20 protein-coding genes are annotated in these 22,391 nt (G+C 54.9%); 7 read left to right on the top strand and 13 right to left on the bottom strand.

Annotated elements, in window-relative coordinates; genetic code table 11:
• Positions 1-70: 70 nt before the first annotated feature.
• The 3 genes from ACW9KT_RS21685 (at position 71) to ACW9KT_RS21675 (ending at position 1,441) form a co-directional block, all read left to right on the top strand.
• Positions 71-325 carry a hypothetical protein gene (locus ACW9KT_RS21685; protein ID WP_457084366.1) on the top strand — a complete coding sequence of 85 codons (255 nt, stop codon included), beginning with the start codon at positions 71-73 and terminating at the stop codon, positions 323-325.
• The gene (locus ACW9KT_RS21680; protein WP_457084364.1) at positions 318-650 is read left to right on the top strand and encodes a hypothetical protein; all 333 of its coding nucleotides are present in this window, start codon (positions 318-320) and stop codon (positions 648-650) included. Before ACW9KT_RS21685 ends, ACW9KT_RS21680 begins: the two co-directional genes overlap by 8 nt.
• Before the next feature lie 146 nt (positions 651-796).
• Positions 797-1,441 carry a cytochrome c oxidase subunit 3 gene (locus tag ACW9KT_RS21675; RefSeq protein WP_457084362.1) on the top strand — a complete coding sequence of 215 codons (645 nt, stop codon included), beginning with the start codon at positions 797-799 and terminating at the stop codon, positions 1,439-1,441.
• A 93-nt stretch (positions 1,442-1,534) separates the two neighbouring features.
• Here the strand turns inward: ACW9KT_RS21675 and ACW9KT_RS21670 are convergent, their stop codons facing one another.
• The 3 genes from ACW9KT_RS21670 to ACW9KT_RS21660 all read right to left on the bottom strand — a co-directional run bounded on the left by ACW9KT_RS21670 (position 1,535) and on the right by ACW9KT_RS21660 (position 7,072).
• Positions 1,535-1,954 carry a TonB family protein gene (locus ACW9KT_RS21670; RefSeq protein WP_457084360.1) on the bottom strand — a complete coding sequence of 140 codons (420 nt, stop codon included), beginning with the start codon at positions 1,952-1,954 and terminating at the stop codon, positions 1,535-1,537.
• A gap of 67 nt (positions 1,955-2,021) precedes the next feature.
• Positions 2,022-4,589: a gliding motility-associated C-terminal domain-containing protein gene (locus ACW9KT_RS21665; protein ID WP_457084358.1), complete on the bottom strand. Its 2,568-nt coding sequence runs from the start codon at positions 4,587-4,589 to the stop codon at positions 2,022-2,024.
• Between the two features lie 290 nt (positions 4,590-4,879).
• Complete coding sequence (locus tag ACW9KT_RS21660; RefSeq protein WP_457084356.1) at positions 4,880-7,072, bottom strand: gliding motility-associated C-terminal domain-containing protein; 2,193 nt, start codon at positions 7,070-7,072, stop codon at positions 4,880-4,882.
• A gap of 210 nt (positions 7,073-7,282) precedes the next feature.
• On the opposite strand from ACW9KT_RS21660, the gene ACW9KT_RS21655 reads away from it, so the two are divergent.
• Complete coding sequence (locus tag ACW9KT_RS21655; protein ID WP_457084354.1) at positions 7,283-9,316, top strand: M1 family metallopeptidase; 2,034 nt, start codon at positions 7,283-7,285, stop codon at positions 9,314-9,316.
• Positions 9,317-9,379: 63 nt separating this feature from the next.
• Here ACW9KT_RS21655 and ACW9KT_RS21650 read toward each other — a convergent pair whose 3' ends face one another.
• Entirely contained in the window at positions 9,380-10,003 is a 624-nt protein-coding gene (locus ACW9KT_RS21650; RefSeq protein ID WP_457084352.1) for a hypothetical protein, read from the bottom strand.
• A gap of 131 nt (positions 10,004-10,134) precedes the next feature.
• Here ACW9KT_RS21650 and ACW9KT_RS21645 point away from each other — a divergent pair, with 131 nt between their 5' ends.
• Entirely contained in the window at positions 10,135-10,602 is a 468-nt protein-coding gene (locus ACW9KT_RS21645; protein ID WP_457084350.1) for a hypothetical protein, read from the top strand.
• Positions 10,603-10,660: 58 nt separating this feature from the next.
• Here ACW9KT_RS21645 and ACW9KT_RS21640 read toward each other — a convergent pair whose 3' ends face one another.
• The 3 genes from ACW9KT_RS21640 to ACW9KT_RS21630 form a co-directional block, all read right to left on the bottom strand.
• Positions 10,661-11,128: a DUF2147 domain-containing protein gene (locus tag ACW9KT_RS21640; RefSeq protein WP_457084348.1), complete on the bottom strand. Its 468-nt coding sequence runs from the start codon at positions 11,126-11,128 to the stop codon at positions 10,661-10,663.
• Between the two features lie 126 nt (positions 11,129-11,254).
• On the bottom strand, positions 11,255-11,695 hold the full coding sequence (locus ACW9KT_RS21635; RefSeq protein ID WP_457084346.1) for a DUF2147 domain-containing protein: 441 nt from the start codon (positions 11,693-11,695) through the stop codon (positions 11,255-11,257).
• Between the two features lie 732 nt (positions 11,696-12,427).
• A complete protein-coding gene (locus ACW9KT_RS21630; protein WP_457084383.1) occupies positions 12,428-13,006 on the bottom strand; it encodes a C40 family peptidase in 579 nt (192 codons plus the stop codon).
• A 201-nt stretch (positions 13,007-13,207) separates the two neighbouring features.
• On the opposite strand from ACW9KT_RS21630, the gene ACW9KT_RS21625 reads away from it, so the two are divergent.
• Positions 13,208-15,016, top strand: coding sequence for a M61 family metallopeptidase (locus ACW9KT_RS21625; protein WP_457084344.1), 1,809 nt, complete (start codon positions 13,208-13,210; stop codon positions 15,014-15,016).
• A gap of 87 nt (positions 15,017-15,103) precedes the next feature.
• Here ACW9KT_RS21625 and ACW9KT_RS21620 read toward each other — a convergent pair whose 3' ends face one another.
• The 6 genes from ACW9KT_RS21620 to ACW9KT_RS21595 all read right to left on the bottom strand — a co-directional run bounded on the left by ACW9KT_RS21620 (position 15,104) and on the right by ACW9KT_RS21595 (position 20,912).
• The gene (locus ACW9KT_RS21620; RefSeq protein WP_457084342.1) at positions 15,104-17,050 is read right to left on the bottom strand and encodes a KUP/HAK/KT family potassium transporter; all 1,947 of its coding nucleotides are present in this window, start codon (positions 17,048-17,050) and stop codon (positions 15,104-15,106) included.
• A gap of 64 nt (positions 17,051-17,114) precedes the next feature.
• Positions 17,115-17,627: a hypothetical protein gene (locus ACW9KT_RS21615; RefSeq protein WP_457084340.1), complete on the bottom strand. Its 513-nt coding sequence runs from the start codon at positions 17,625-17,627 to the stop codon at positions 17,115-17,117.
• Between the two features lie 118 nt (positions 17,628-17,745).
• The gene (locus tag ACW9KT_RS21610) at positions 17,746-18,390 is read right to left on the bottom strand and encodes an FKBP-type peptidyl-prolyl cis-trans isomerase (RefSeq protein ID WP_457084338.1); all 645 of its coding nucleotides are present in this window, start codon (positions 18,388-18,390) and stop codon (positions 17,746-17,748) included.
• A gap of 283 nt (positions 18,391-18,673) precedes the next feature.
• The gene (locus ACW9KT_RS21605) at positions 18,674-18,811 is read right to left on the bottom strand and encodes a hypothetical protein (protein ID WP_457084336.1); all 138 of its coding nucleotides are present in this window, start codon (positions 18,809-18,811) and stop codon (positions 18,674-18,676) included.
• A 121-nt stretch (positions 18,812-18,932) separates the two neighbouring features.
• Positions 18,933-19,757, bottom strand: a complete 825-nt coding sequence (locus ACW9KT_RS21600) for a polysaccharide deacetylase family protein (RefSeq protein WP_457084334.1) — start codon at positions 19,755-19,757, stop codon at positions 18,933-18,935.
• Positions 19,758-19,865: 108 nt separating this feature from the next.
• Positions 19,866-20,912 carry an OmpA family protein gene (locus tag ACW9KT_RS21595; protein WP_457084332.1) on the bottom strand — a complete coding sequence of 349 codons (1,047 nt, stop codon included), beginning with the start codon at positions 20,910-20,912 and terminating at the stop codon, positions 19,866-19,868.
• Between the two features lie 216 nt (positions 20,913-21,128).
• On the opposite strand from ACW9KT_RS21595, the gene ACW9KT_RS21590 reads away from it, so the two are divergent.
• Positions 21,129-22,376 carry a DUF6807 domain-containing protein gene (locus tag ACW9KT_RS21590; RefSeq protein ID WP_457084330.1) on the top strand — a complete coding sequence of 416 codons (1,248 nt, stop codon included), beginning with the start codon at positions 21,129-21,131 and terminating at the stop codon, positions 22,374-22,376.
• Positions 22,377-22,391: the final 15 nt, after the last annotated feature.

Genomic DNA, 22,391 nt, shown 5'->3' with positions numbered 1-22,391 from the left:
AGCCGCAGGTGTTACCTTCACCTACGGATGTTTACTGGCCTTAATTTCTCACTTTTATTTTGCCTAATCAATGGCTGACTCTTCCTCTCAAACTCCTCCCAGCTGGGCCGATACGGCTGCCTCATTGCTTAGTAAGCTATCCGGTGGCGTAGAACTTTCCTGCGCCTTCGACCAGATTGAATTGCAAGTACCTAACGCTCAAAATCCGAACGCACCCGCTGCAACTTGGCGCCTAAATGGTTCTCTGCGCATTCGCACCCGCGGCGAGAATTCCGCTGGCAGCGGCCAGCAATTGCCCCCTAGCAACCCGACCAATCTTGGCTAGGGGCCTCGAAATAGATGCACGCTTGGTCGTATCGTACAATAATGACCATGTGCAGATAGCCGGTACGGGCAATTACCTCATCGTTAATTTTCCCAACCAACGGGTGCTTGATGCCGCGACCAGCGGCCCGCCTGGCCCCAAAAAACCAAAGCCGCCCGGCTTCGACCCCCTACAACAGCTCCACGACCTGGCCCGCAGTCTGGGCATGGTGCTGGAGCTGCGCGTAGCCGGCAAAACCCACGTCACGTTTGGGGTGGGGGGCAAACCCAAGATCAGCATCAACGCGGTGCTGGGTAAAATTGGATCTTTTTTCCGGGGCGGCTAGGCAAAAATTCGTACCAAAAAAGCCTGGTCGACGGCAACTGTTTTGCGTATCTTGGGTAAGACTAATCAGCTACTTTTCATCCGCTAACCCGGAACTAAAGGCGGCCGGATTGGTTTGCCCCAAGCACACGCTGCCACCTCCAGCTAATGAATTCTGACAAAGACCCACGAAATAAAGTGGGAGCGGGCCGACCGTCTTCCACCTTTTCCCGCATGGAGCGTATGCCTCCCTTGCAAATGTTGCTGTATCTGAGCATAGTAGCCAGTTCGGTTCTGTTTGTGGTGTTGGCTTCGGCGTATGCCCAAACTCGCCTGAATAGCTCGATGCCACAGGGCTTGCATCCTTTTCCCCGCTACTTTTCAATTAGCACTATTGTACTTCTTGTCAGTAGCTATACCATTAGCCAGGCGCGTCGGCTGTATCAGCAAGACGATATGCACATGCTCACGCGCTGCTTGGGGGCTACACTGCTGCTGGCCGCTATTTTTGTGGGTATGCAGGGCTTAGGCTGGCGCGAACTAATTTCACAGGGCGTTTTCTTCAATGGTGAAGCCAGTGGAACCTACGTGTACTTGCTCTCGGCTCTGCACATTCTGCACCTTCTGGGGGGCGTTTTGTTCCTGATGATCCTCTTCCTACGCACTGCCCACGCTGCCCGCGATGGAGTCCGCACCCTTATCTTTATCCGCAACCCTTACCGCCGCCGCCAGATTCAAATGTTGGGGGTCTACTGGCATTTTCTGGATGGCTTGTGGGTGGCTTTGTTCGCCTTGTTTTTGTTTTTGTATTAGGGCAAGACTGTTGAATACCTGATAAGCAGTCTAATTCATCGATTGACTCATCAAAAAAGCCCCCTGCACTATACAGGGGGCTTTTTTGATGAGTTAGTTTTTCGTGGCCTCACTACCCGGCGCCGGAAACACCACCGGCAGCAGCATGCTCATGCCGGGGGGAAACACATTAAGTAAGTGGGGCGGCATGGTTTTAATCACGCGGATAGCTTCGGCGTCGCAGCTCGGTTCCAAGGATTTAGCAATGCTGGGATTGAGAATATGGCCCGCGTCGTCGCGCTCGAAGCGGACGTGCACGGTGCCGACAACGCCTTTGGCGCGGGCTTGCTCCGGGTAGCGGGTGTTCTCGGCCATGTACTTGCGCAACCCGTCAAAGGGAGTTGCCTTGGCGCCGGCAGGAGCGGCAGCTTGCGGGCGGGCGGCAGTGGATTTGGTGTTGCCTTGCGCAAAAGCAGAAGCCGTAGCGGCCAGAAGCAGGGCGAGCAGCAAGCCGGATTTCTTGGTGAGAGACATAAGATGCAGACTAATAACTGGTAAGCAAGTACAAAAGCATAACGGTAGCGCTACCGTTACAGCTAAGTTAGCGGGCGATAGTGATGTGACCTTTTATCTGGCGCTTGTCGGTATATTCAATCAGGTAGTAGTACATGCCGGCGGGCAGGCCGCTGCCGTCCCAGCGGAAGGCTCGGCTGCTGGAGCGAAATACCGACGCGCCCCAGCGGTTGAAAACCGTAATACCAGCAAAGCGCACATCGCAAAAGTCGGGCGGTAAATTGATTATCTCGAAAAAATCGTTTTTGGAATCTCCGTTAGGCGTGAAGATAGTGGGTGGCTTGAACTCCACCTCCTCCAGACTCACTGTCTCGAAGCGCACTGTACGGCGTTGCACTTGAGAGCCACAGTTAATTTCTTGAAGCTCAAACGTAACTTCCCGCACGCCCTGCTGCAACAGCTGTCGGCAGCTTGGCGTCCAGCGGAAGGTCCCTTCCACTTTACCAAAATCGGCGCTGGGCGCGAAGCTCATGCCAGCGGCGCCGAGCTCGAAGCCTGCACCCACGGCTTTTAGATTCAGGGGGTTGTTATCAGGGTCCAGGCCTAGCACCTTGGCCTCGAATGCTTCACCCGGCAGTCGCCGAATTATTAGCGGCTCGGCGCCCGGCGCAGCAAACATGTTGGAGGTAAACGTGGGTGGGGTATTGCGGGTATCGATCTGAATGGGAATAGTGAGGCTGGTGGCCTGTTGGGCTCCGCAAGCAGTGGAGGCAGCCGTAAACTCAAATTCGTACAGCAATTTATCACCAATCGGGCACGGGACTACCCACTCGAAACGCCCCTGTAGCTGATTGTTGCGCGTGTTCTGCTTCAGTTGCGCATCTACAGCTGCCGGCGTAAAGCCCCGGCCCTGTAAGGTCAGGGTGAGCGGGTCATTTTCGGGGTCGGCAGCGAGCAGGTCGAAGGTCAGGAGTTGACCGGGTCGCACAAGTAAGGGGCGGGCCGCATTGGCCGTCGTCGTAAGGCTGGGGGGCAAATTGTGGCTGTTAATCTCAATAGGCACTACCAGTTTGGTTGACTGCGGATTGTTACAGGGCGCCGCCGAGCCATTAAACTCAAACTCATACAGGGTTTTGTCTGCTGTTTGGCAGGGCACCCGCCAGCTGAAGCGCCCCCGAAGTTCATTGCCCACCCGCGTTTGCGTGAGTTGGGCACCTAGGGCGGCAGCCCCAAAGCCGCGTCCCAGCATCTCCAGTGTCAATGGGTCCTGGTCAGGATCCGTCACGACTATGTCAAAGCTGACCAATTCACCTGGTCCTGCTCGCAGGGGGTGGGGGGCAGTCGTAGTAATTACGGGGGGCGAATTAGGCGGTGGCACGGCTATAAAAGCCACCTGCACCGTGTCGCGCCGGGGTAGACTACAACCATTGTCGGCCACGATGACGTCCAGTAGATAAACTTGCCCTTTGGTATCCATACACTCAGGAAAGCAGAGTTGCGAGACCAGCGTATCGGGCCGGCCGGGCGTGCGCACTACGCCCTGCTGCACGGTGAAAGTGGGCAGCAGGCCCCGAAAATTGACGGGATTGATGGACAGAGTCAGCTGGGAGGCCGGATCAGGATCGGTGAAGCGCAGACGGAGGCAACGGTCGGCGCCAGGCTCTAGGCGCAGGATGTCTCGGCCGGGTACATAATTCTGCGTTTGCCCCGGTAGTCGTAGTGTCAGATCGGGTGTTTGGTTGGGGGGGCAATTAAGCACCTTCAATTGAAAATCACGCCGAACCTCACCCAGCTTTACTCCCTTGCGGTACTCCGAGCATTTAATGCTGAAAACAAACAGCCCGAGCTGAGCAGGGCGCACCGTCAGGCGACCCGTGCGCCGATTGATAGCTAGGGCTGGTGAGCCAGGAATTTGGTTATTGGTGCTCAAACCCGGTTTCCAGCGAACCAAGTCGTATGGCGCTGAGGCGGGAGTGAGAGGCTTTGGTTCAGCCGGGCTGGAACTGCCATTGAGCGGCGTCACCATTTCGTACACCAGCGAGTCACCATCGGTATCCTCGCCCCCGAAGTTGTAGTAAAACAGTTCATTTATGCAGGCATAATCGCTTAAGGGCGGGAAGATGCGCGGCGTAGAGTTAATCAGTGGCTGCCCGTTGCGTACTACGGGCGGAAACTCTAGGTAGAAGGTCTGGCCCGCATTCTCGGGCTGGTCAATGTTGCTGATGGTGTTATTGCGGCAGCAACGTTCCACGGCCGCATAGTAACCAGCCGCATTGGTGTAGGTACCGGCCGGCAATTCAATCAGACGCGTATATACCAAGCGGCGGGTACGCAGCGTAGGGGCTTCGCAGGCCGGATTGGTATACGCCACAAAAGTGTTGGTACTCAGGGGCAACACCACGTTTTGCAAGACCCGGTTGCTGCCTTTTTCAAATATGCCCACCGTGAGGTCTGGGTCGAGGGCGCCGGGGCTGCCGTTTACATCGTCAAAGTACAAGTTGAGTGTAAGGCGATAGGTGCTGCCGGTCTGGTGCTGTAAGTCCAATTCACCCCCCACAATATGGGTGGCTCTAGCCGAATGCCCAACTAAGAGAATTAGGATAATAAAGCAAAATATCTGCTGATTAACGAGTTTAAAGAGTAGTGCTTTTAGCATAGAATATATAAAACAAGAAAACCGTATAAGCTTGCAAGGTAGTAACTACAGCCGTTACGGTCGCTAGTGTTAGTAGCTTATTATTTTTGGCTCATAGTGGCTTAGTACCAAATAGCTGTCGTCTTGTAGAGAGGAACGTATAGTAAAAAGCGGCTCCGCACACGTGCGGCAAAGCTGAGCTGGCTCAAACAAACGCGCCTTCCGACGTAAGTCAGAAGGCGCGGAGTAAGATAGTGGGCAAGGATTATTGGTAAATAGTTGATAAAAGCTCCCTTCCAGAGAAGTAAAGACTAGTAAGCAATAGTGACGTGACCCTTAAAACGGCGCTTGTTGGTATACTCGATTAAGTAGTAATACACGCCCGCTGGGTAGCCGCTTCCGTCCCAGCTGAACTTACGATTATTAGAGCTATACACTTGCTTGCCCCACCGGTTAAACACTTTTATATCAGCAAATTCGGCGTTGCAAAAGTTGGGGGGCAAATTGGGGAGCGCGAATACATCGTTTTTGCCATCTTTATTGGGGGTGATAATATTGGGGGGCAAAAAGCTTGCTGTATCCGCGTTTGTCAGCTCAAATCGGACGGTGCGCTGCTGGCCCACGGGTCGGCAAGTGGCTTCCTGTAGCTGGAAGGTGACTTCGAGTGGTGTCGTCTGGTTGGCAAATTCGCAGTTGGGATCCCAACGAAAAAGGCCCGTTGCTCGTCCTGCCCCATTGATGGGTACGAAGCTCATGCCGGCCGCTGCCAGGTCGAAGTTGATTCCCTTAGCCGTGAGCGTGAGTTGGTCGGTGTCGACATCAAGGCCTTCAAAAGTGGCTTCAAAAAGGCTACCCAGCACCCCGCGAATAACAACAGGCTCCTCATTGAGCGGCTTGAAGGGCAAAGAGGAGGTGAGCGCCGGTGGGGTGTTGTTGTACTCTATCTGCACGGGTACAACCAGCGTGCTGGCCTGGCGCTCGATACAAGGAGACGCGGCAGCGGCAAATTCAAACTCGAAGAGGCGCTGATCGGTGGTGGGGCAGGGCACGCGCCACGTAAACCGGCCCTGTAGCTGGTTGCCACTGAGGGCCTGAGTAAGCTGCGCGCCCAGCGCCGTCGGCTGAAAACCGCGCCCTGCCATAGTTAGCGAAATGGGGTCACTTTCCGGGTCGATGGCTAGCAGGTCAAACGTAACTAGGTCGCCGGGGCGGGCTCGCAGTGGGGAGCTGGCCGTGGTTGTCAGGCGTGGGGGGCTGTTGGGAGTAGGTATTGCGGTAAAAGCAATCCGCACGGTGTCGCGCTTGGGCAGCGCACAGCCATCATCGGCCACGATTACATCTACAAAATAAACTTTGCCCTTGGAGTCCAAACAAGCTGGAAAGCAGAGCTGGGAGAACAGCGTATCGGGGGCGCTAGGGGCGCGCACTGTGCCCTGGGTGGCGGCCGTAAAAGTGGGCAGCGGACCCGTAAAGTTTACCGGATTGAGTGATAAGGTCAGACGCGACACTGGGTCGATGTCGGTGAAGCGCAGACGGACGCAGCGGTCGGCATCGGGACTTAAGCGCAGCGTGTCACGGCCGGGCTGATAAGCCCGCGTAATGCCGGGCGTGAAGGCCGTCATTTCGGGCGGCGTATTGGCAGGGCAGTTGAGCACCTTCAATTGAAAGTCACGCCGCACTTCCCCAATCTTCTCGCCCCGACGATATTCTGAGCATTTAATACCAAAGACAAACAAGCCTATTTGAGTAGGCCGCACCTCCAGCCGCCCCGTAAAGCGGCCGATAGTGAGCGTCGGATTGCCCGGAATCTGGTTTGCAGTCCCGAGGCCCGCGTTCCAGTTGATCGAAGAATAAGGCGCCGGGGCTGCCACTGCTGGCTTGGGTTCGCCGGGGCTGGAGCTGCCGTTAAGCGGCGTTACCAACTCATACACCAGCGAATCACGGTCGGCATCCTGGCCGCTGAAGTTGTAGTAGAAAAGGTCGCCGCGGCAGGCGTAGTCGCTCAGGGGCGGGAAGATGCGGGGCGTCGAGTTGAGGAAAGGCTGACCATTGCGCACTACCGCCGGAAACTCCAGATAAAAGGTTTGGCCCGCATTGCCGGGTACTTGAATGTTGCTGATGCCATTGTTGCGGCAGCAGCGCTCCACAGCCGCGTAGTAGCCGCTAGGGTTGTTGTAGGTGGCGGCCGGCAGCTCAATCACGCGGCTATAAATTAGGCTACGAGTGCTGAGCGAAGGCTGGGTGCAGGCCGGATTGGTATAGGCTACAAACGTGTTGCTACCGAGCGCCATCACGACATTCTGCATGCGCTTGTTGGTGCCTTTTTCAAAAATGCTCACCGTCAGATCTTGGTCGAGAGCACCTGGATTACCGTTGAGTGCGTCGAAGTAAAGATTGAGCGTCATGCGGTACGTGCTGCCCGACTGATGCTGCAGATCAAGCTCTCCGCCCACAATGTGCGTGGCAGCGGCCGGCCGGCTCAGCAAGCTGCCAAGGCAGGTCAAAAGCAAAAAAAGCAGTTGCCTGTTGAGTAAGGGTAGGGGTAGAGGTGTATGCATCGGTCGAGTAGCTTGAAAATCAGGGCGCAGTTAGATATAAATATACAACTTACGTCAGTGGAACCACTGCTTCCTAAACTAGAGTTTTCACTGGACAGCATTTCCTTCCTGTCCCGCGTCACCACACGATTTATCAGCGTTTAGTCTACTCCCTATATGACTCGTTTTTTCCTGTTCTGGTGCTGCGTGCTGCTTGGCCTAGTTGAGGTGCTGGCGCAACGTCCGGCTGTGCGCCTCGCGCCGGCTGACCTCGATGGTACCGCCGCCCGCGCCTGCGCCGATACGCGCTTGCGTACCAGCGTGCAGCAGCAACTCACTACCCCGGCCCATCGTCTCCTGATGGACCGCTACGATGTAAAGTATTACAAGCTGGACCTGAATCTGGAAAACAACGCTCGGACGGTAGGGGGCTCCGTGCGAATGCTGGCCCGCGCTGGGGGGCAAAATCTGAACGTATTTGCCTTCGAGCTGTACCCAACGCTCGTGCTTGACTCAGTGGTGGTGAATGGTCGTCGTACCCCAGTACCCACCCGGCAGGCCGGCGACGTCAGCGTAGCCTTGCCTCAAGCCATTGCGGCTAATTCCCTGTTTGAAGCCGTTATTTATTACCGGGGTACTGCGCCCAGCGGCAACTCGGCTGCCATCGGTAACGCCCTCGATACGCGCTACGTGGCCCGCTATGATTTGAACGTGACCTGGAGCTTAAGCGAGCCTTTTCACGCCTATGAGTGGTTTCCCTGCAAGCAAGTTCTCACCGACAAAGCCGACTCCTCTGACGTCTGGATTACAACTACCAATCCTAATAAAGTGGGCTCCAATGGCGTGCTCACTCGGGTGGTGCCCTTGGCCGGCAATCGCAGCCGCTACGAATGGAAGTCGCGCTACCCTATTGCTTATTATTTGATTTCGGTGGCTGTGGCGCCCTATCTGGAGTACGTGAACTTTGCCAACCTGCCCGGCGGGGCGCGAGTGCCCATTGTCAATTACGTGTACAACCAGGCAGCGCTCAATGAATTTCGTGCGGAAATAGACCGTACGCCCGGCTTTTTGGAAAACTTTTCGGCTTTGGCAGGGCCGTATCCATTTGCCAACGAGAAATACGGGCATAGTATGGCTCCTATCGGTGGGGGCATGGAGCACCAAACCATGACTACTCAAGACGGCTTCAATTTCACGCTTACCGCCCACGAGTTGTTTCATCAGTGGTTCGGCAACAACGTGACCTGTGCTTCTTGGGAGGACATCTGGTTGAATGAGGGCTTTGCCTCCTACGGCGAATACCTGTCGCTGAACGCCCTGGCCTCGCCCCAGGCTGCTCGGCAGTGGATGGATCAGGCGCATCAGCTGGTGCAGTATCGAATAAACCCACTCAACGGTGAGCAGACTAACACGCCCGGCGGCAGCGTGCGCGTGCCCGATACCACCAGCGTGGGCCGCATTTTCGACTCTCGCCTGAGCTACAAAAAGGGGGCGGCCGTGGTGCACATGCTGCGTTACCTGCTCCACGACGATGCTAAGTTCTTTCGGGCGCTGCGTACTTTTCAAACCACCTATGCCGGCCGCACGGCTCGTACTGCCGATTTGCAGCGCGTCTTTGAGGCCGAAGCTGGCCGCTCCCTCGAGGTGTTTTTTCGGCAGTGGTACGCCGGTGAAGGCTACCCAACTTTTGCGGTGCGTTGGAATCAAGTGGGGGGCAATTTGTTGCTTCAAACTACCCAAACTACGTCGATGCCCAACGTAACTCCTTTTTTCGATACAGAACTGGATTACAAAATCACCTTCGACACGGGCACGAGCCAAATAGTGCGCTTACGCCAGGATAAGTCAGTCTCCGTGTTCACCATTCCAGTATCGGGCACCGTTACCGGCATCGAGTTGGACCCCGATCAATGGGTGCTGAATGCAATGGGCCCCGTAGTGCAAAGTGCGACACTGCTTGCCCTAGCCCCCGAGAGCCTAGCCGACATCAGTGCTTTCCCCAATCCCAGTCGCGACTACCTGGAACTGGCTGATTTACCGGGGGCGGTAGAGGCCACGGTAGTGGATGCCGTGGGGCGCCAAGTGCTGCGCCTAACTCTTAGCCCCGCTGCCAATCAGCTTCGTACCACATTCTTAGCCAGTGGCTTGTATCACTTAATGCTGATCAACGCCGCGGGTGAGAGAAAGCATCTGCGCTTTGTGCGGGAGTAAGTGACGTATTAATTTGAAAAAAGCCCCCAGATACTATCTGGGGGCTTTTTTCATAGATAAATTCTATTCGTGGGCGTACTCCGCAATGCGGGCTTGTACCTTCTCGTCAGCGGGCGGTAGCTGGAGCACGGCTGCCATCAGCTCATCGAAGGAGTGGGGCGGCGTAAAAATGGCGTCCTCGTACGGGTTGGCAAAGAAGCGAATTAAGCCCGGCTGCCCATTAATACTAACTAGATCAACGGTAATGCTGCCGTAGCGCTGATTGCAGCGACCGGTTTTGCTACAGTCTTGGGGCTTTGGCTTCAAAAAATGCTTCTGGATAGTCTCCGTGTAGCTGGGGTGCTGTAGTGTGCGTTGGTCGGAGGTCGAAAGGTTGTAGCCCAGCGCCAATACTCGGTCGCGGAGAAAAGCAAAGAAGTGACGAAAGTTGCCGGGCCCGATACTGGGGTCGTAAAAAAACAAGGCGCCCTGCCGGCCATAGTCCGTGAGTAGCTGCACCCGAAAACCTTGGCTGCTGGTTACGCCGGCCTTGCGAAAGTGATAGGCCTTGAAATAAGGACCCGCCCAATTTAGGTACACCTGCTCAGCTAGCCATTGCTCGTGTCGGCGCTCCTGGGCGGGCGTAGACACGGCGGGCTGCCAGTCGGTCCGGGTAGGAGCGGCATCCTGGCGGAAAAGGTGTTTCAAAAAAGTTAACAAGTGCGAGGAGGGATATTAGGAGCAACACTCTCCGTCTGAAATAGTTTTTACCTGGGTTTGCAACCTACTGCCCAAAATCAACATCTATTACCTCTTTATCCTTAAATTATTCTATGCAAATGATGACTAAGCAACGGACTACTATGCGGCGGCAGCTGTTGGAAGAATGCCGTCGAATTCAGCAGCAAAAAGTGGAAACTGCCCGCGAGGCGATGCTCTTGGTACAGGAAAGCGCCAACGAAAGCCAAGGAGCTATAGAAGATAAATTTGAGTCGTTTCGGGAGGCTTGCCACATTCAGCGCGACTTGTATGCCCGCCAGCTCGATGAGGCGCTTACCGGCTTGCAAGTGCTCCAGCGCGTGTCTGATATGCCTCCACCCAAAGATCAGCCCAATCTCGGCTCCATTGTGGTTACGGATAGCCAAACCTATTTTATTGCTCTTAGTTTGGGCGAAATAAAGCTCGACGGGCAAACGTTCTGCGCCATCTCCGCCTTTTCGCCCCTCTACCAAGCCATGCGAACCACCCGCCCCGGCGAGGCTTTCACCTTTAGGGGTAAGTCTTATCAAATGCAGGCAGTGTACTAGTCAGCTGGGGTTTGGGTAGAAGTTGTGAGCCTAGTTGAAAGTGATTAAAGTCAAGCACTTACTTCTCTACACCCCGCACCCTCGACCAATAATGGGAGCGGCCAATAAAGGAGAAACCGATATAGCCTTTTACCTCCATGCGGTCTTTATCTACCATGTAGAGGTAGCAGGAGTAGGTACGCCCATTCAGCGGGTCGTAGATTTTGCCCCCCGTCCAGCGGTCGTCGGCTGGGTCATAAGTTAAGTTCTGCATCACCACCAGATTCTGGAGCGGGACGTTGCGTTTGCTTGGGTCGGGGTTGCGGCGGTCGGTTTTAGGCAAGCCAGTAGTCGAGTCTTGGGGCTCACTCAGCCAAGCCAGGCGCCCACAAACTGTTTTCTCCTTTTTGCTTTCCCCGCACCGATAAATTTCTACGCGGGTCTCGCCCATATCGTCTACCCATACGCCTAAGGGCGAGTGGGTTTGAGCCGATGCAGCCCCCAGCGTTGCCAACCAGAGCAACAGACAAAAGAGAAAGTGTTTCAAGTAGTAAGAGATGTTAGATTAGCCCACAGTCCACGCCCAACTTACCGAATTAGAAGCAGTAAGGTACAAAAAAGAGCGACGCCCCGGATGGGGGCGTCGCTTGTACGTGGTTGAGCTAGGTGTGGGTTACTTTACCCGAGTCCAGGTTTGTGAGCGGCCAATAAGCGAAATGCCGATATAGCCTTTCACCTCCATGGTATTCGCGTTCTGCATCTTCATGTACGAAGAGTACGTTTTGCCCGACTCCGGATCGTAGATCGTGCCGTCGTCCCACTTGTTCTCACCGTCGTATTCGAAGTCGCGCAGGAACACAAGACCCAAGCGTGGATTCGAACGCTTCTTAGGGTCAGGATTCATGGAATCGGTTTTGGGCTTACCCGTAGCCGGATCGTTAGGAACCGTCAGCGACACGATCTTGCCGCACAGCTTATCGCCGCACTTGTAAATTTCAAACGTGGCTTTCTTCTCAGCATTGGTCCACACGCCCAGGGGGGAGAGGGTTTGGGCCGAAGCCAAGCCTGACAACCTCAGTAATAGGGCTAGACAGAGGAAAAGGGTTTTTTTCATGAGAGGAGGGTAGGTTTTAGGGGAAAAGATAGGCGAAAACTCCTGAATTGTGGTAATGCTTCGTGCTATATTACCAACTCGGCTGTTTGCAACTTTAAGGCCAATCTAGCATTTTGAAAATAATGGTTTGGACTGATACTTTTTTTGGATAAAAACTACTTGATCCTCAGCCACCTGACATAAATTATTGGTTATTGAGCTAAAAAAAGGGCTTTTTATTTTGAACCATCCTAGGGTCTTTTAACTTTACCGACCAGTAGTGAGTGCTACGGCCTCTATCAAGGGTCCCTAAGGTGCTGGGAAACGCGAATGAGGAATGTTGGATCTAAAGAAAGGAGGTACAAAATGTCTAGTAGTCCCAACCAAATCCTGCCAAGCCTGTCGAATGTAGTCTGCTTCACCGCCGGACGCGCTTAACAACAGCTTTCGCGCGGAGATTAGCTTAACTTGCTTTTCTCCCGCATTCTGGCAAGGTCTTACTCAAAAGGATGACGGGGCTGAACCCCAGACTCGTCGCTTGGTAAGATTTGAAGGATTAGATGCCCGGTTCGCCCAGCAGCCTTATTAGGTTCTGCATAGGCGACCGGGCATCGTTTTTTTGTAACCGTTTGGGTGAATTAGCGAATTGGGCGCTGCTCAATTAAGTCAGCGCTCCTAGCCATATCTAAAAAAAGCCCCCCAGACTTGTCTGGGGAGCTTTTTTTAGATATGGCTAGGTAACGGTTGCATACCTTATTCTGAAGGAAGCACCCGCCGCACACCCATGAAGCGACGTTCATAGTCGGTGTCTTCCACGGAGCTGACTTTCACCCCCGATTCGCGACGGGCGGAAGAAGAGTGAATAAAGCGAATTGGCTCGCCGCGCTTGGAAATAACAATGCCCGCATGGCCAGGCACTGCCGACGTGGGGGCTGTGCCCGTAAAGACCACAATATCGCCAGGCTGCGCTTGGCTGCGCGGAACTGGCCGGCCGGTATCAATGAGCATAGCTGTGGAGTGGGGCACTTCTACACCAAAGCGGCCATATACATACATCACGAAACCAGAGCAGTCGAAGCCGCTGGTGGGCGAAGTTCCGGCGTACACATAAGGAGTGCCGAGCTGCTCCATAGCAAAGCGCACCACGCTATCGGCACGGGGCACGGGCCGGTTGCTGACCCAGACGGCTGCCCGAGCGCGCGGGGCCACCAGCGCCGAATCAATCACCGAGGCTTCGGCCACGGGCATGTCGGAGGCGGGCTGGCGCGGCCAAACCAACAGGCCGAGCATCAGCACGGCCAAGCCGATAAAGGTAATCCAGACGTAACGCATCACGAGTAAGGCTGGCTGTGAGGTGAACAGCCAGTCTTGTTGGCGCTAACGGGGGAGGTTGGGCTCAGGTTCCGCTAAAGCTAGTTTAGGAGCGAGTAAAGTTGAGCTGGGGGGCAAATTTCGGCGTTACTTTGCAACTTCGGCGGCCTATTGGAGTCTTGGCTTCCACTCATTGCATCTTTCACCTTTCCTTTTCCCTTCATGCCTCATTTCCGCTTTCGCTTGCTGCTGGCCGCGGCATTCGTGCTATTCCTTAGCCAATTTAGTTTGGTGCTGGCCGCGCCTTCGTTGCGCTACACCTTGGCCATGCCTGCCCCGCAAACGCATTATTTCGAAGTCGAAATGGCCCTGGGGGGCTTCGGCAAGCAGTATACCGACGTGAAGCTGCCCGTATGGGCGCCTGGCTCTTACCTAGTGCGAGAGTTTGCCAAGCATGTGGAAGGCTTCGAGGCCACAGCTGGCTCAACCAAGCTGCGTACCGAGAAAGTAGACAAGAATACCTGGCGCGTGTACCACCCACGCGCCAAGGACTTTGCAGTTCGCTACCGTGTATATGCATACGAGCTGAGCGTGCGCACCAGCTTTTTGGATGCTGCCCACGGCTACATCAATGGCACCAGCGTGTTCATGTACCCAGCTGAAGAAAAGGCGCTGCCCAGCACGCTTACCGTGCAGCCCGCAGCCGGCTGGAACCAGGTTTCGACCAGCCTAAAGCCCGTAGCCGGCGGTGCGCCTTTTACCTTCCGTTCATCTAACTACGATGAACTAGCTGATTCTCCCATCGAGATTGGTACCCACAAAGTGATGTCGTTCGAAGCCAATGGCACGCCCCACACGGTAGCTATGTTCGGCAATGCCAAGTACGACGAAGCTAAGTTGCTCGCGGATATGAAGCGCGTTTGCGAGGAAGCGCATCGTGTAGTCGGGCAAAACCCGCTGGACCGCTACCTGTTCATTATCCATAACATTGAGCGCGGTACTGGCGGATTGGAGCATCTGTTTTCGACTACTTTGTCGGTGGGGCGCAATGCGTACACCAACGAGGCAGGCTACAAAAGTTTCTTAGGCCTGGTGGGCCACGAGTATTTCCATCTCTGGAATGTGAAGCGCATTCGGCCTGTAGCCCTCGGCCCATTCAACTATGACCGCGAGAACTACACGCGCATGCTGTGGCTGAGCGAAGGCGGCACCAGCTACTTCGGCAACCTCATCGTGCAGCGGGCAGGCTTTATCAGCGCCGATGAATATCTAGCCAACCTCAGCAACGGCATCACCCGCGTAGAGAACCAGCCCGGCAACAAGATTCAGGCCGCCAGCGAAGCCAGCTACGACGCCTGGATTAAAGCCTACCGCCCTAACGAGAACTCAGCCAACGCCACCATCAGTTATTATGATAAAGGTGAGCTGATCTGCACCGTGCTTGACTTGATGATTATCAACGAAACAAAAGGTCAGAAAAGCCTCGACGACGTCATGCACCTGCTTTACACGCGCTACTACCAGCAGCAGAAGCGGGGATTTACCGATGAGGAGTTTCAGGATGCCGTGGAGAAAGTTGCCGGCCGCCGCTTCGACGACTTCTTCCGCACCCGCGTCTATGACACCCAAACCCTGGATTACAACACGGCCCTGGGTTACGCTGGCCTGACCTTAACCACCGAGCCCGCAACAACGGCTAGTGCGCTTGGCGCCAACGTTAGCACTTCGGGAGGCAAACTGACTGTTACGAGCGTGCTTCGTGAGGGCAGTGCCTGGCAGGGCGGCCTCAATGTAAACGACGAAGTGCTGGCCCTCGATGGCATCCGCTTAACCGATGACCCCAATAAAGCCTTAGTCAACCGCACTGTTGGCAGCGACATAAAGCTGCTCGTAGTACGCGATGGGCAGATACAGGAGCTGGCTTTCCCCTTGCTGCCTAGTGTCGGCCAGCGCTACCGCGTGCAGAAGCTGCCTAATGCTAGTGCCGAGCAACAGCAGGTACTGGCTAAGTGGTTGCGCACCGCGCAATAAGCACCCTACAGCTGCTGCGCTACTGACACCAAAAAAGCCCTCCAGAGAACGTCTGGGGGGCTTTTTTGCGCGCGGTTGTAGCGCCTACTAAGGAATTCGTTGCAAAGCGACTTCCTGTACCGGCGCAATTACTAAGGGCACCTTTTCGACTTTGACTGAGCTGGTGTCTAGCCCGAAGTACTTGTCCTCGGAGGCGATATACTGCTTGATATAGAAATAGGCCTGCATGACCAGTTTCTCCACTAGAGGGAAGTCGTTTTCTACCGATAAGTACTTTTCCAGCACGATAAAGCGGAAGTCGCCGGTTACGTTTTGTTTGTTCAGCGATTCATAGCGGGAGGTAATGTCTACTTCCTTATTGCGGACCAAGTCTTCTACCACCTTGCGGAAGTAGAGGTTGATGCGCTGCTCTACGCGGAAGCCTAGGCGGAACGTGATGCGGAAGGCATCGTCGGGCGCTAGCTCCACTACTTTATACTCCATGGTATAAGGCTCGTCGGTGGTGTCTACGTGCACAAACCAATAGATATCGGCCCGCTTAGGCCGCTTCTGGAAGATAGAATAAATGATTTTGGACTCGATTTCACTGTTGCGCTCGGCTGAGGTCATAAACACTAAGTGCGTCGAATATTTTGGGATAGATTCGTCGTTGCTGAGCTCCTTGATAGCATTGATGTAGGGTTCGATTTTGACGAACTCCGTCAGGCGCCGCTTGATGTAGTAGGCGCGTAGCCACACGTACATCACGCCAATAAGCACCAAGCCAATGGCCACCGATACCCAGCCGCCGTGCGGAAATTTGATGAGGTTGGCAACCAGGAACGACCCTTCGATAATGCCGTACACCAGCACAAACAAAGCCACCAGTGGCAGCGGTACCCGGCGCACCCGCAGCCACATAGACAGGAGGATGGTGGTCATCATCATGGTGATGGTAATAGCCAGGCCATAAGCCGCTTCCATATTCTCTGACTTGCGGAAGTACAGCACAATGCCGATGCAGCCCAGCAGCAGCATGCGGTTCATGGAGGGCACGTATAGTTGGCCCTTCAGATCGGTTGGATAGTTGAGGCGCACTTTGGGCCACATATTCAACCGAATAGCCTCCGAAACCAGCGTAAACGAGCCCGTAATAAGAGCCTGTGAGGCAATAATGGCTGCCATAGTGGCAATACCAATACCGATCAGCAAAAACCAGTTGGGCATCAGCTCATAGAACGGGTTGCGCCCAGCTAGCTGCTGGCCTTCATTAGCTATCATCCAGGCGCCTTGCCCGAAGTAGTTAAGCAACAGGCAGGTTTTAACAAAAATCCAGCTGATGCGAATGTTGCCCTTGCCGCAGTGACCTAAGTCCGAATACAAAGCCTCCGCCCCCGTGGTACACAAAAAAACCGCCCCTAGCAGCCAGAAACCGCCTCTAGTGTTGACCAATAAGTTGTAAGCATAGTACGGATTTACCGCTTTTAGCACTTCGGGGTGCTGCTGAATACCCATCACGCCCAGGATGGCCAGCATAGAAAACCACACCAGCATAATAGGACCAAAAGACTTACCCACGATCTGGGTGCCAAAGCTCTGGAGCAGAAATAGCGCTACCAGAATGCCAATGACAATGGGCACCGTGGGAATGGTGGGGTACACAGCCTGTAAGCCTTCAATAGCCGAGGACACTGAAATAGGCGGGGTAATAATCCCATCGGCCATAAGGGCAGCGCCGCCGATAATGGCCACCGCCGACAGCCAAGGCGCCGCCGCGCGCCGCCGAACCAGCGCAAAAAGGGAAAAAATGCCGCCTTCACCATTGTTGTCCGCGTTTAGCGTCAGCAGCACGTACTTAAGCGTGGTTTGTAGGGTGAGCGTCCAGAATACGCAGGAAATGCCCCCGTAGATCAAGTCGGCATCGATGAGGCCCGGCACAATGGCCTTCATCACATACAACGGCGAGGTACCAATATCGCCGTAAATAATACCGAGAGCTACAAGCAAGCCACCAGTAGAAATGGCAGTATGCGCGTGCGATTGTTTGGCTTCCATAGGAAGTAAAGGGAGGGGGATAGCAACTACTAGCGTCAAAAAAAGCGCCCAAAGGTAAGGCAAATCATGCCGCTGGACCTTCGTCCGAGGGAGAGATAAAACCCGAATCGGGAGAGGCCTCGGGCGCGGCTTCGTTGGGGGGCAAATCGGTGGCCCACGCCGCAACGGCGGCCGCGGCTGCCTCCTCGTGGCGCCGCCGGATGCGGCGGTTAGTTTCGGCGGCCAGCTTCTGCCAGGCTATAGCATCGCCGGGCAAGCCGAAGTGCAGCGCTTCCCGTCCAGAGCGGTACAGGCGCAGCCGGTTGGTGCCGCGGTTGCCGTAAGCCAGCAATAAGGCGCCGGCTGCGAGGCCTAGCGCGGCCGGCACCGTACGCAGCCAGTTTTGCAAAAAAGCCAACGCGAACCCAGCCAGCACAATGCCCCCCAGCAGATACCACAGCAGCCACCGCACCGGCGTCAGCTCCACGGCATCCAGTTCCAGCAAGGCATACCGCTGGCCATCTACTTCCAAGGCAGTAGCCGTCAGGACTACGCGCCCGTTGGGACCGTGTAGCGTGGGTTCATCAGTAGGAAGCATGGAGGAAAATAATCACGTTGCGATACGAGCACCAGAGGCTTAATCGGAACAATACAGAATTGCCCCCCAGCCGCCTGATGCAAGCAAGTTGGGGGGCAAATTCAAAAGAGAGCTACACTTATTTATTCACTTTCAGTAACTCCACATCGAAAATCAGCGCCGAGTCGGGGCCGATGTCGCGACCGGCACCACGCTTACCGTAGGCCAGATCGGAGGGAATGTAAAGGCGCCACTTCGAGCCTTCGGGCATGAGCTGGAGCGCTTCTGTCCAGCCTGCGATTACACCGTTTACGGGGAATGAAGCGGGTTGGCCGCGCTGGTAGCTGCTGTCGAATACCGTACCGTTGGTGAGCGTGCCGTGGTAGTGCGTGGTCACGTTGCTGGTCAGCGAAGGCTTGGGGCCCGAGCCTTCCGTGAGCACTTCGTATTGCAGGCCGCTTGGCAGGGTAGTTACGCCGGGCTTGTTCTTATTCTCGGCAAGAAAGTCTTCGCCGGCTTGTTTGTTATTCATGGCATTAGGGTCATTTACGGTGCCGTTGCCGTCACCTTCTTGGTCGTCTTGGTCTTGCATTTGTTGCTGCAGCTGCTCCATGGCGTTGCGCATCTGGTCCTGAGTCAGGCGGCTAGGCTGTCCGCCCAAGCCTTCTTTGAGGCTGCCCGCCAGCACATCAATGTCCAGGTCAAGACCTTGCTGGGCGAAGTTGCGAGCCAAATCTCGCCCGATGATGTAGCTGATTTGCTCTTTGAGGCTCTCTAAGTTCATAGTTGGCAAGTTGTTATGCTGCTTCGGCGGTTTCACTTACGAAAGAGCGAAAGGGTAAGCTTAGCAGCGATGGAAGGGGAAACGAACGACCCGGCAGAGGCCATTGCTACTGTGAAGTACCGAAAACCGGCTCGAATGGATGTAGTTTTTTTCTTCTTCACATCTAAACCCCTGATTTTAAAAGGTGCTTTCTACTAGGGACCAAACAAAACGGGTCCCGCTATGCAGCGGGACCCGTCTCTCTCAAATCAAAAATCATAGCCGTAAAGCGCGGCTCAGAAGCTTAGCAGTAGTAGCACTCTTCCTCGTCCCGTAGGTCGAAAAACAAGTTGAACTCCCGTACCTGCGCGGCTAAATAGCTCAAAGAACCAAGGCTCCCTAGCAACAAAAGCGACGAAACGGTGGCAGTGCTCTTTTTCATGTCTGTGTGTGTATGTGGTACTCTATCAATTTGTTGAACGCAAAGGTAATACGCATAAGTTGCAAAAATGTTATGCAAGCATAACTAATTTGTTAACAAAACTACCGGAAGCTCATCTATATCAGCCGCGTGGCTTTTTCGCTGCCCCGACCTGCTGGTTAGCTTTAATCTTCTCGGCCACCTCCACCATCGGGGCCACCCAGATATTCTTCTCATTGGCTTTCAGATAACGCAAAAGCTGACGATGCGCCTTTGAGTCCACGTTCAGGCTGTGCCCGCCGCCGACGCCATGAAACAAAAACACTAGCACCGTGCCCGACTGTTGGGCTTTTTTCACTAAGTCAATCAGGTACTCGCCCGACTGACCGTTGATCATGTAGCTATTGATGTTGGCAAGGTCCACTTGCGTGGCCGTATGAAGCCCACTTGTGACCCCGCGGGCGGCCACAAAGTCGTTTTTTAGCTGGTCATAGAATTTCACGCCGCCAATCTGTAAGTCGCCGCAGGGGTAGGCGAAGGTGCGCGCGGTTTTTCCATCGATGGCGGTGAGCAGGGTGTTCATCGTCCGCACTTCGCTCACGGCCCGACTAACGGTGTACTTGCTCAAGTCGTTATCGGGTGTCACGAAGCCGCGACCGGGTAGGCTTCCGTCGCAGGGGTGCATCAGGGCGTGGTTGCCCAACTCGTGCCCGCGCTGAGCAGCGCGGCGCCACTCCGGCAGGCGGCGAGCCACTACCGGCGAGGAGCCAATCAGGTAAAACGTGCCCCGCAGCTGCATCGAGTCGAGGGCTGGAATGGCGTTGTCCAGGTCCACATCAATGGCGTCGTCATACGTCAGCACCACCGCGCACTGCTTATTATTCCAAAGATTGGTCGACTGAGCTGCTGCCGACTGACTTATCAGCCATAACGAAGTGGCTAGTGTCAACAGTTTAGAAAAGCTCATGCGCTGGACTATTGAGGTAACGGAGTCTGGCCTTGCTTGGGGCAATAGCGCATAAGTTTAGCACATGTTCGCCTCAGACACTATACTTAGAAAAGGTCCTCTGCCCGATTAATTAATTGCTTCCACCTCCACGCGGCGGTTGCGGGCGTCGGGTGACTTATAAATCGGGCGCGAATCGCCGTAGCCAGCAGTGGTGATGCGTGCGGCGGCAATGCCGGCTTTTACCAGATACGCCTTCACCGCTTCGGCCCGCTGCACCGACAACACCTGGTTTTTCTGGGGCTCGCCAATTTTATCGGTGTGGCCCGACACACGCAACTTTAAGGAAGGACGCGCCTTAAGCTCAGCGGCTAGCTGATCGAGGGCCGGAATGGCTATCGGCAGCAGCTCGGGCGTGCCTAGCTTGAACAACACGGTAGGCAATACTATCGGCTTGAGCGAGGGAGCCAAAATGGGCGTTCGAGGAGCCGTATCACGCGGGGCAGTAGCGGCGGCTGGCTTCCGAGCTTCTGTGCCTCCTACCGTAATGGTAATTGGCACTACCGGGCTCTGACTGGTAGCAAAATAGCCCTGAGTGAGGTAAAACGTGGTAGAGCCGCTAAGCCGGGTGCGGTAGGTATTGCCGGTGGCTACCTGACGCTTCAGCTCAGGGTCGGCATACCAGCGCACATCCTTGCCCGATACGCGCAACGTGCTTTCCGTATTGGCCGGTACCCGCTCAGGCGATTTTAGCTTGATGCGGTACAAAGTAAAGGTGCCCACGTCGCACTCGCCTACGGGGCGGTAGGTAGCGTTGCCCGTAAGCTTTTCCTGGCTCGGGTCGTAAGTAAAGGTGATGGAGCCATCGCACCAGTAGGAAAAAGGTGTCTGGCCGGTTTCGCTTAGCTTCCGTACGTGGGTGAGATCTGCCCCGTTTTTGGTGCGTTCGCCCGTCATTTCGAACGTAACCGTCATGGCCGGCGTGCCACCTACTTCCTGGTACAGCACCCCGAATATCTTGGCGTCTTTGTTTTGCTGCAAGCGAAGCACGGCCGGCCAGTTGCCTTCATCATAAGGGTCAGTTTCAACGCCCTGCCACTCGCCTGCCAGAGATTGGGCCCGCACGGACCCGGCCAGTAAGAGGGCCACAATGCCACACCAAAAGCTGAGTTTCATAGTACTATATATGCCTGGGTTTAGCGCGTTCCAGATACTAAGATACGATGCTGCTAAAAGAAGGTGGGAGAAAATGGCAGGTTGCTTCTAACGCCGAGTTACCACAAGTTTAGTATACTGGGCCCGTGATAGTCGATAAAGCAAAGTGGGCCACCATCTTATGTTCTGGGGGGCATTTTGCTTAATTCTTTACTTTTTAACTTCTTATTCAGCAGCATGAATACCATCAAATTCTGGCTCATGACGGCTTATATTGCGCTAAGCACCAGCGGAGTGGCGCAGCGGCTTGCGACGCTGGAAGTGAACCTGCCGCGCAATACCAGCCAGCAAAGCGTGCCGATTCAAGTGAATCTTACTGGTCTGACTTCCGTCCCAGATACTGAACTGAGCTTAGTAGAAGTGCAGGGAAGCACCCGGACCCCAGTGCCCCACCAACTAGAGAAAACTAAGGAGCGCACTCTCCACTGGAACGCTCAAAGTGGTGGAAATAAAGCCCTGAAGCGCACTTACGAATTGGTCCGCGGAGCTAAGACAAATTTGCCCCCCAGCATTAAAACTGTCGATACAAATGGGTCTCTATTAATTCAGAATGGTAACAGGAAGCTGCTCCAATACAACTACCGCACGGTGTATCCACCCAGCGGCATCGATACGGCATTTAAGCGCAGTGGTTTTATTCATCCGCTCTGGTCACCGCGCGGACAGGAACTGACGCGCATTCAGGCTCCCGACCATTACCATCACTACGGCATCTGGAACCCCTGGACGCATGTGTTATTCGAGGGCGATACCGTGGATTTCTGGAACCTGAAGGACCGCAAAGGCACAGTGCGCTTCGCTGGCGTGGTTTCTAAAACCGACGGCCCGGTATTCAGCGAGTATCAGGTAAAGCAGGAACACGTAGCATTTCAAAAGAATGGCAAAAAAAAAGTAGCCTTGAATGAGCTGCAATCGGTGCGAGTGTATCAGCCCAGCAACGCCGATTACTACATTGCTGATGTGACCATCAACCTCACTTGCGCCAGTGCCAGCCCGGTGCGACTGCTTACGTATCGGTACGGAGGCTTCGGCTGGCGCGCCACCGAAAAGTGGAACAAAGACAACAGCGAAATACTGACCTCGGGGGGCAAAATCCGCAAAGACGCCGACGGCGCTACGGCGCGTTGGTGCATCGTGCAGGGCCAGCTGGATAACGACTACGCCGGGGCCGTAATGATGTCATCGCCTGCCAACTTTAACCACCCCGAACCGTTACGCGTGTGGCCCGAATCGCAGAATGGTCGCGGTGATGTGTTCGTGAATTATTCGCCCACCAAGAACAAAGATTGGCTCCTGAGCCCCGGCCAAACCTACACGCTACGCTATCGGCTGCTCGTATTTAATGGCCGTTACACGAAGGAGCAGGCAGAAACTAACTGGCAGTATTTCAGCCAGCCGCCCACCGTCACGATGAAGCGTGAGTAGTCGTACCTGGTCCTT

The organism is Hymenobacter sp. HD11105 (assembly GCF_054051685.1).
The sequence above is the reverse complement of the archived record's forward strand: the minus strand, read 5'-3'. Positions and strand labels throughout refer to the sequence as shown.

Coding starts and splice junctions, on each gene's coding strand:
- ACW9KT_RS21685 (WP_457084366.1), top strand. CDS start 71: ATGGCTGACTCTTCCTCTCAAACTCCTCCCAGCTGGGCCGATACGGCT.
- ACW9KT_RS21675 (WP_457084362.1), top strand. CDS start 797: ATGAATTCTGACAAAGACCCACGAAATAAAGTGGGAGCGGGCCGACCG.
- ACW9KT_RS21670 (WP_457084360.1), bottom strand. CDS start 1,954: ATGTCTCTCACCAAGAAATCCGGCTTGCTGCTCGCCCTGCTTCTGGCC.
- ACW9KT_RS21665 (WP_457084358.1), bottom strand. CDS start 4,589: ATGCTAAAAGCACTACTCTTTAAACTCGTTAATCAGCAGATATTTTGC.
- ACW9KT_RS21655 (WP_457084354.1), top strand. CDS start 7,283: ATGACTCGTTTTTTCCTGTTCTGGTGCTGCGTGCTGCTTGGCCTAGTT.
- ACW9KT_RS21645 (WP_457084350.1), top strand. CDS start 10,135: ATGATGACTAAGCAACGGACTACTATGCGGCGGCAGCTGTTGGAAGAA.
- ACW9KT_RS21635 (WP_457084346.1), bottom strand. CDS start 11,695: ATGAAAAAAACCCTTTTCCTCTGTCTAGCCCTATTACTGAGGTTGTCA.
- ACW9KT_RS21630 (WP_457084383.1), bottom strand. CDS start 13,006: ATGCGTTACGTCTGGATTACCTTTATCGGCTTGGCCGTGCTGATGCTC.
- ACW9KT_RS21625 (WP_457084344.1), top strand. CDS start 13,208: ATGCCTCATTTCCGCTTTCGCTTGCTGCTGGCCGCGGCATTCGTGCTA.
- ACW9KT_RS21620 (WP_457084342.1), bottom strand. CDS start 17,050: ATGGAAGCCAAACAATCGCACGCGCATACTGCCATTTCTACTGGTGGC.
- ACW9KT_RS21615 (WP_457084340.1), bottom strand. CDS start 17,627: ATGCTTCCTACTGATGAACCCACGCTACACGGTCCCAACGGGCGCGTA.
- ACW9KT_RS21610 (WP_457084338.1), bottom strand. CDS start 18,390: ATGAACTTAGAGAGCCTCAAAGAGCAAATCAGCTACATCATCGGGCGA.
- ACW9KT_RS21605 (WP_457084336.1), bottom strand. CDS start 18,811: ATGAAAAAGAGCACTGCCACCGTTTCGTCGCTTTTGTTGCTAGGGAGC.
- ACW9KT_RS21600 (WP_457084334.1), bottom strand. CDS start 19,757: ATGAGCTTTTCTAAACTGTTGACACTAGCCACTTCGTTATGGCTGATA.
- ACW9KT_RS21595 (WP_457084332.1), bottom strand. CDS start 20,912: ATGAAACTCAGCTTTTGGTGTGGCATTGTGGCCCTCTTACTGGCCGGG.
- ACW9KT_RS21590 (WP_457084330.1), top strand. CDS start 21,129: ATGAATACCATCAAATTCTGGCTCATGACGGCTTATATTGCGCTAAGC.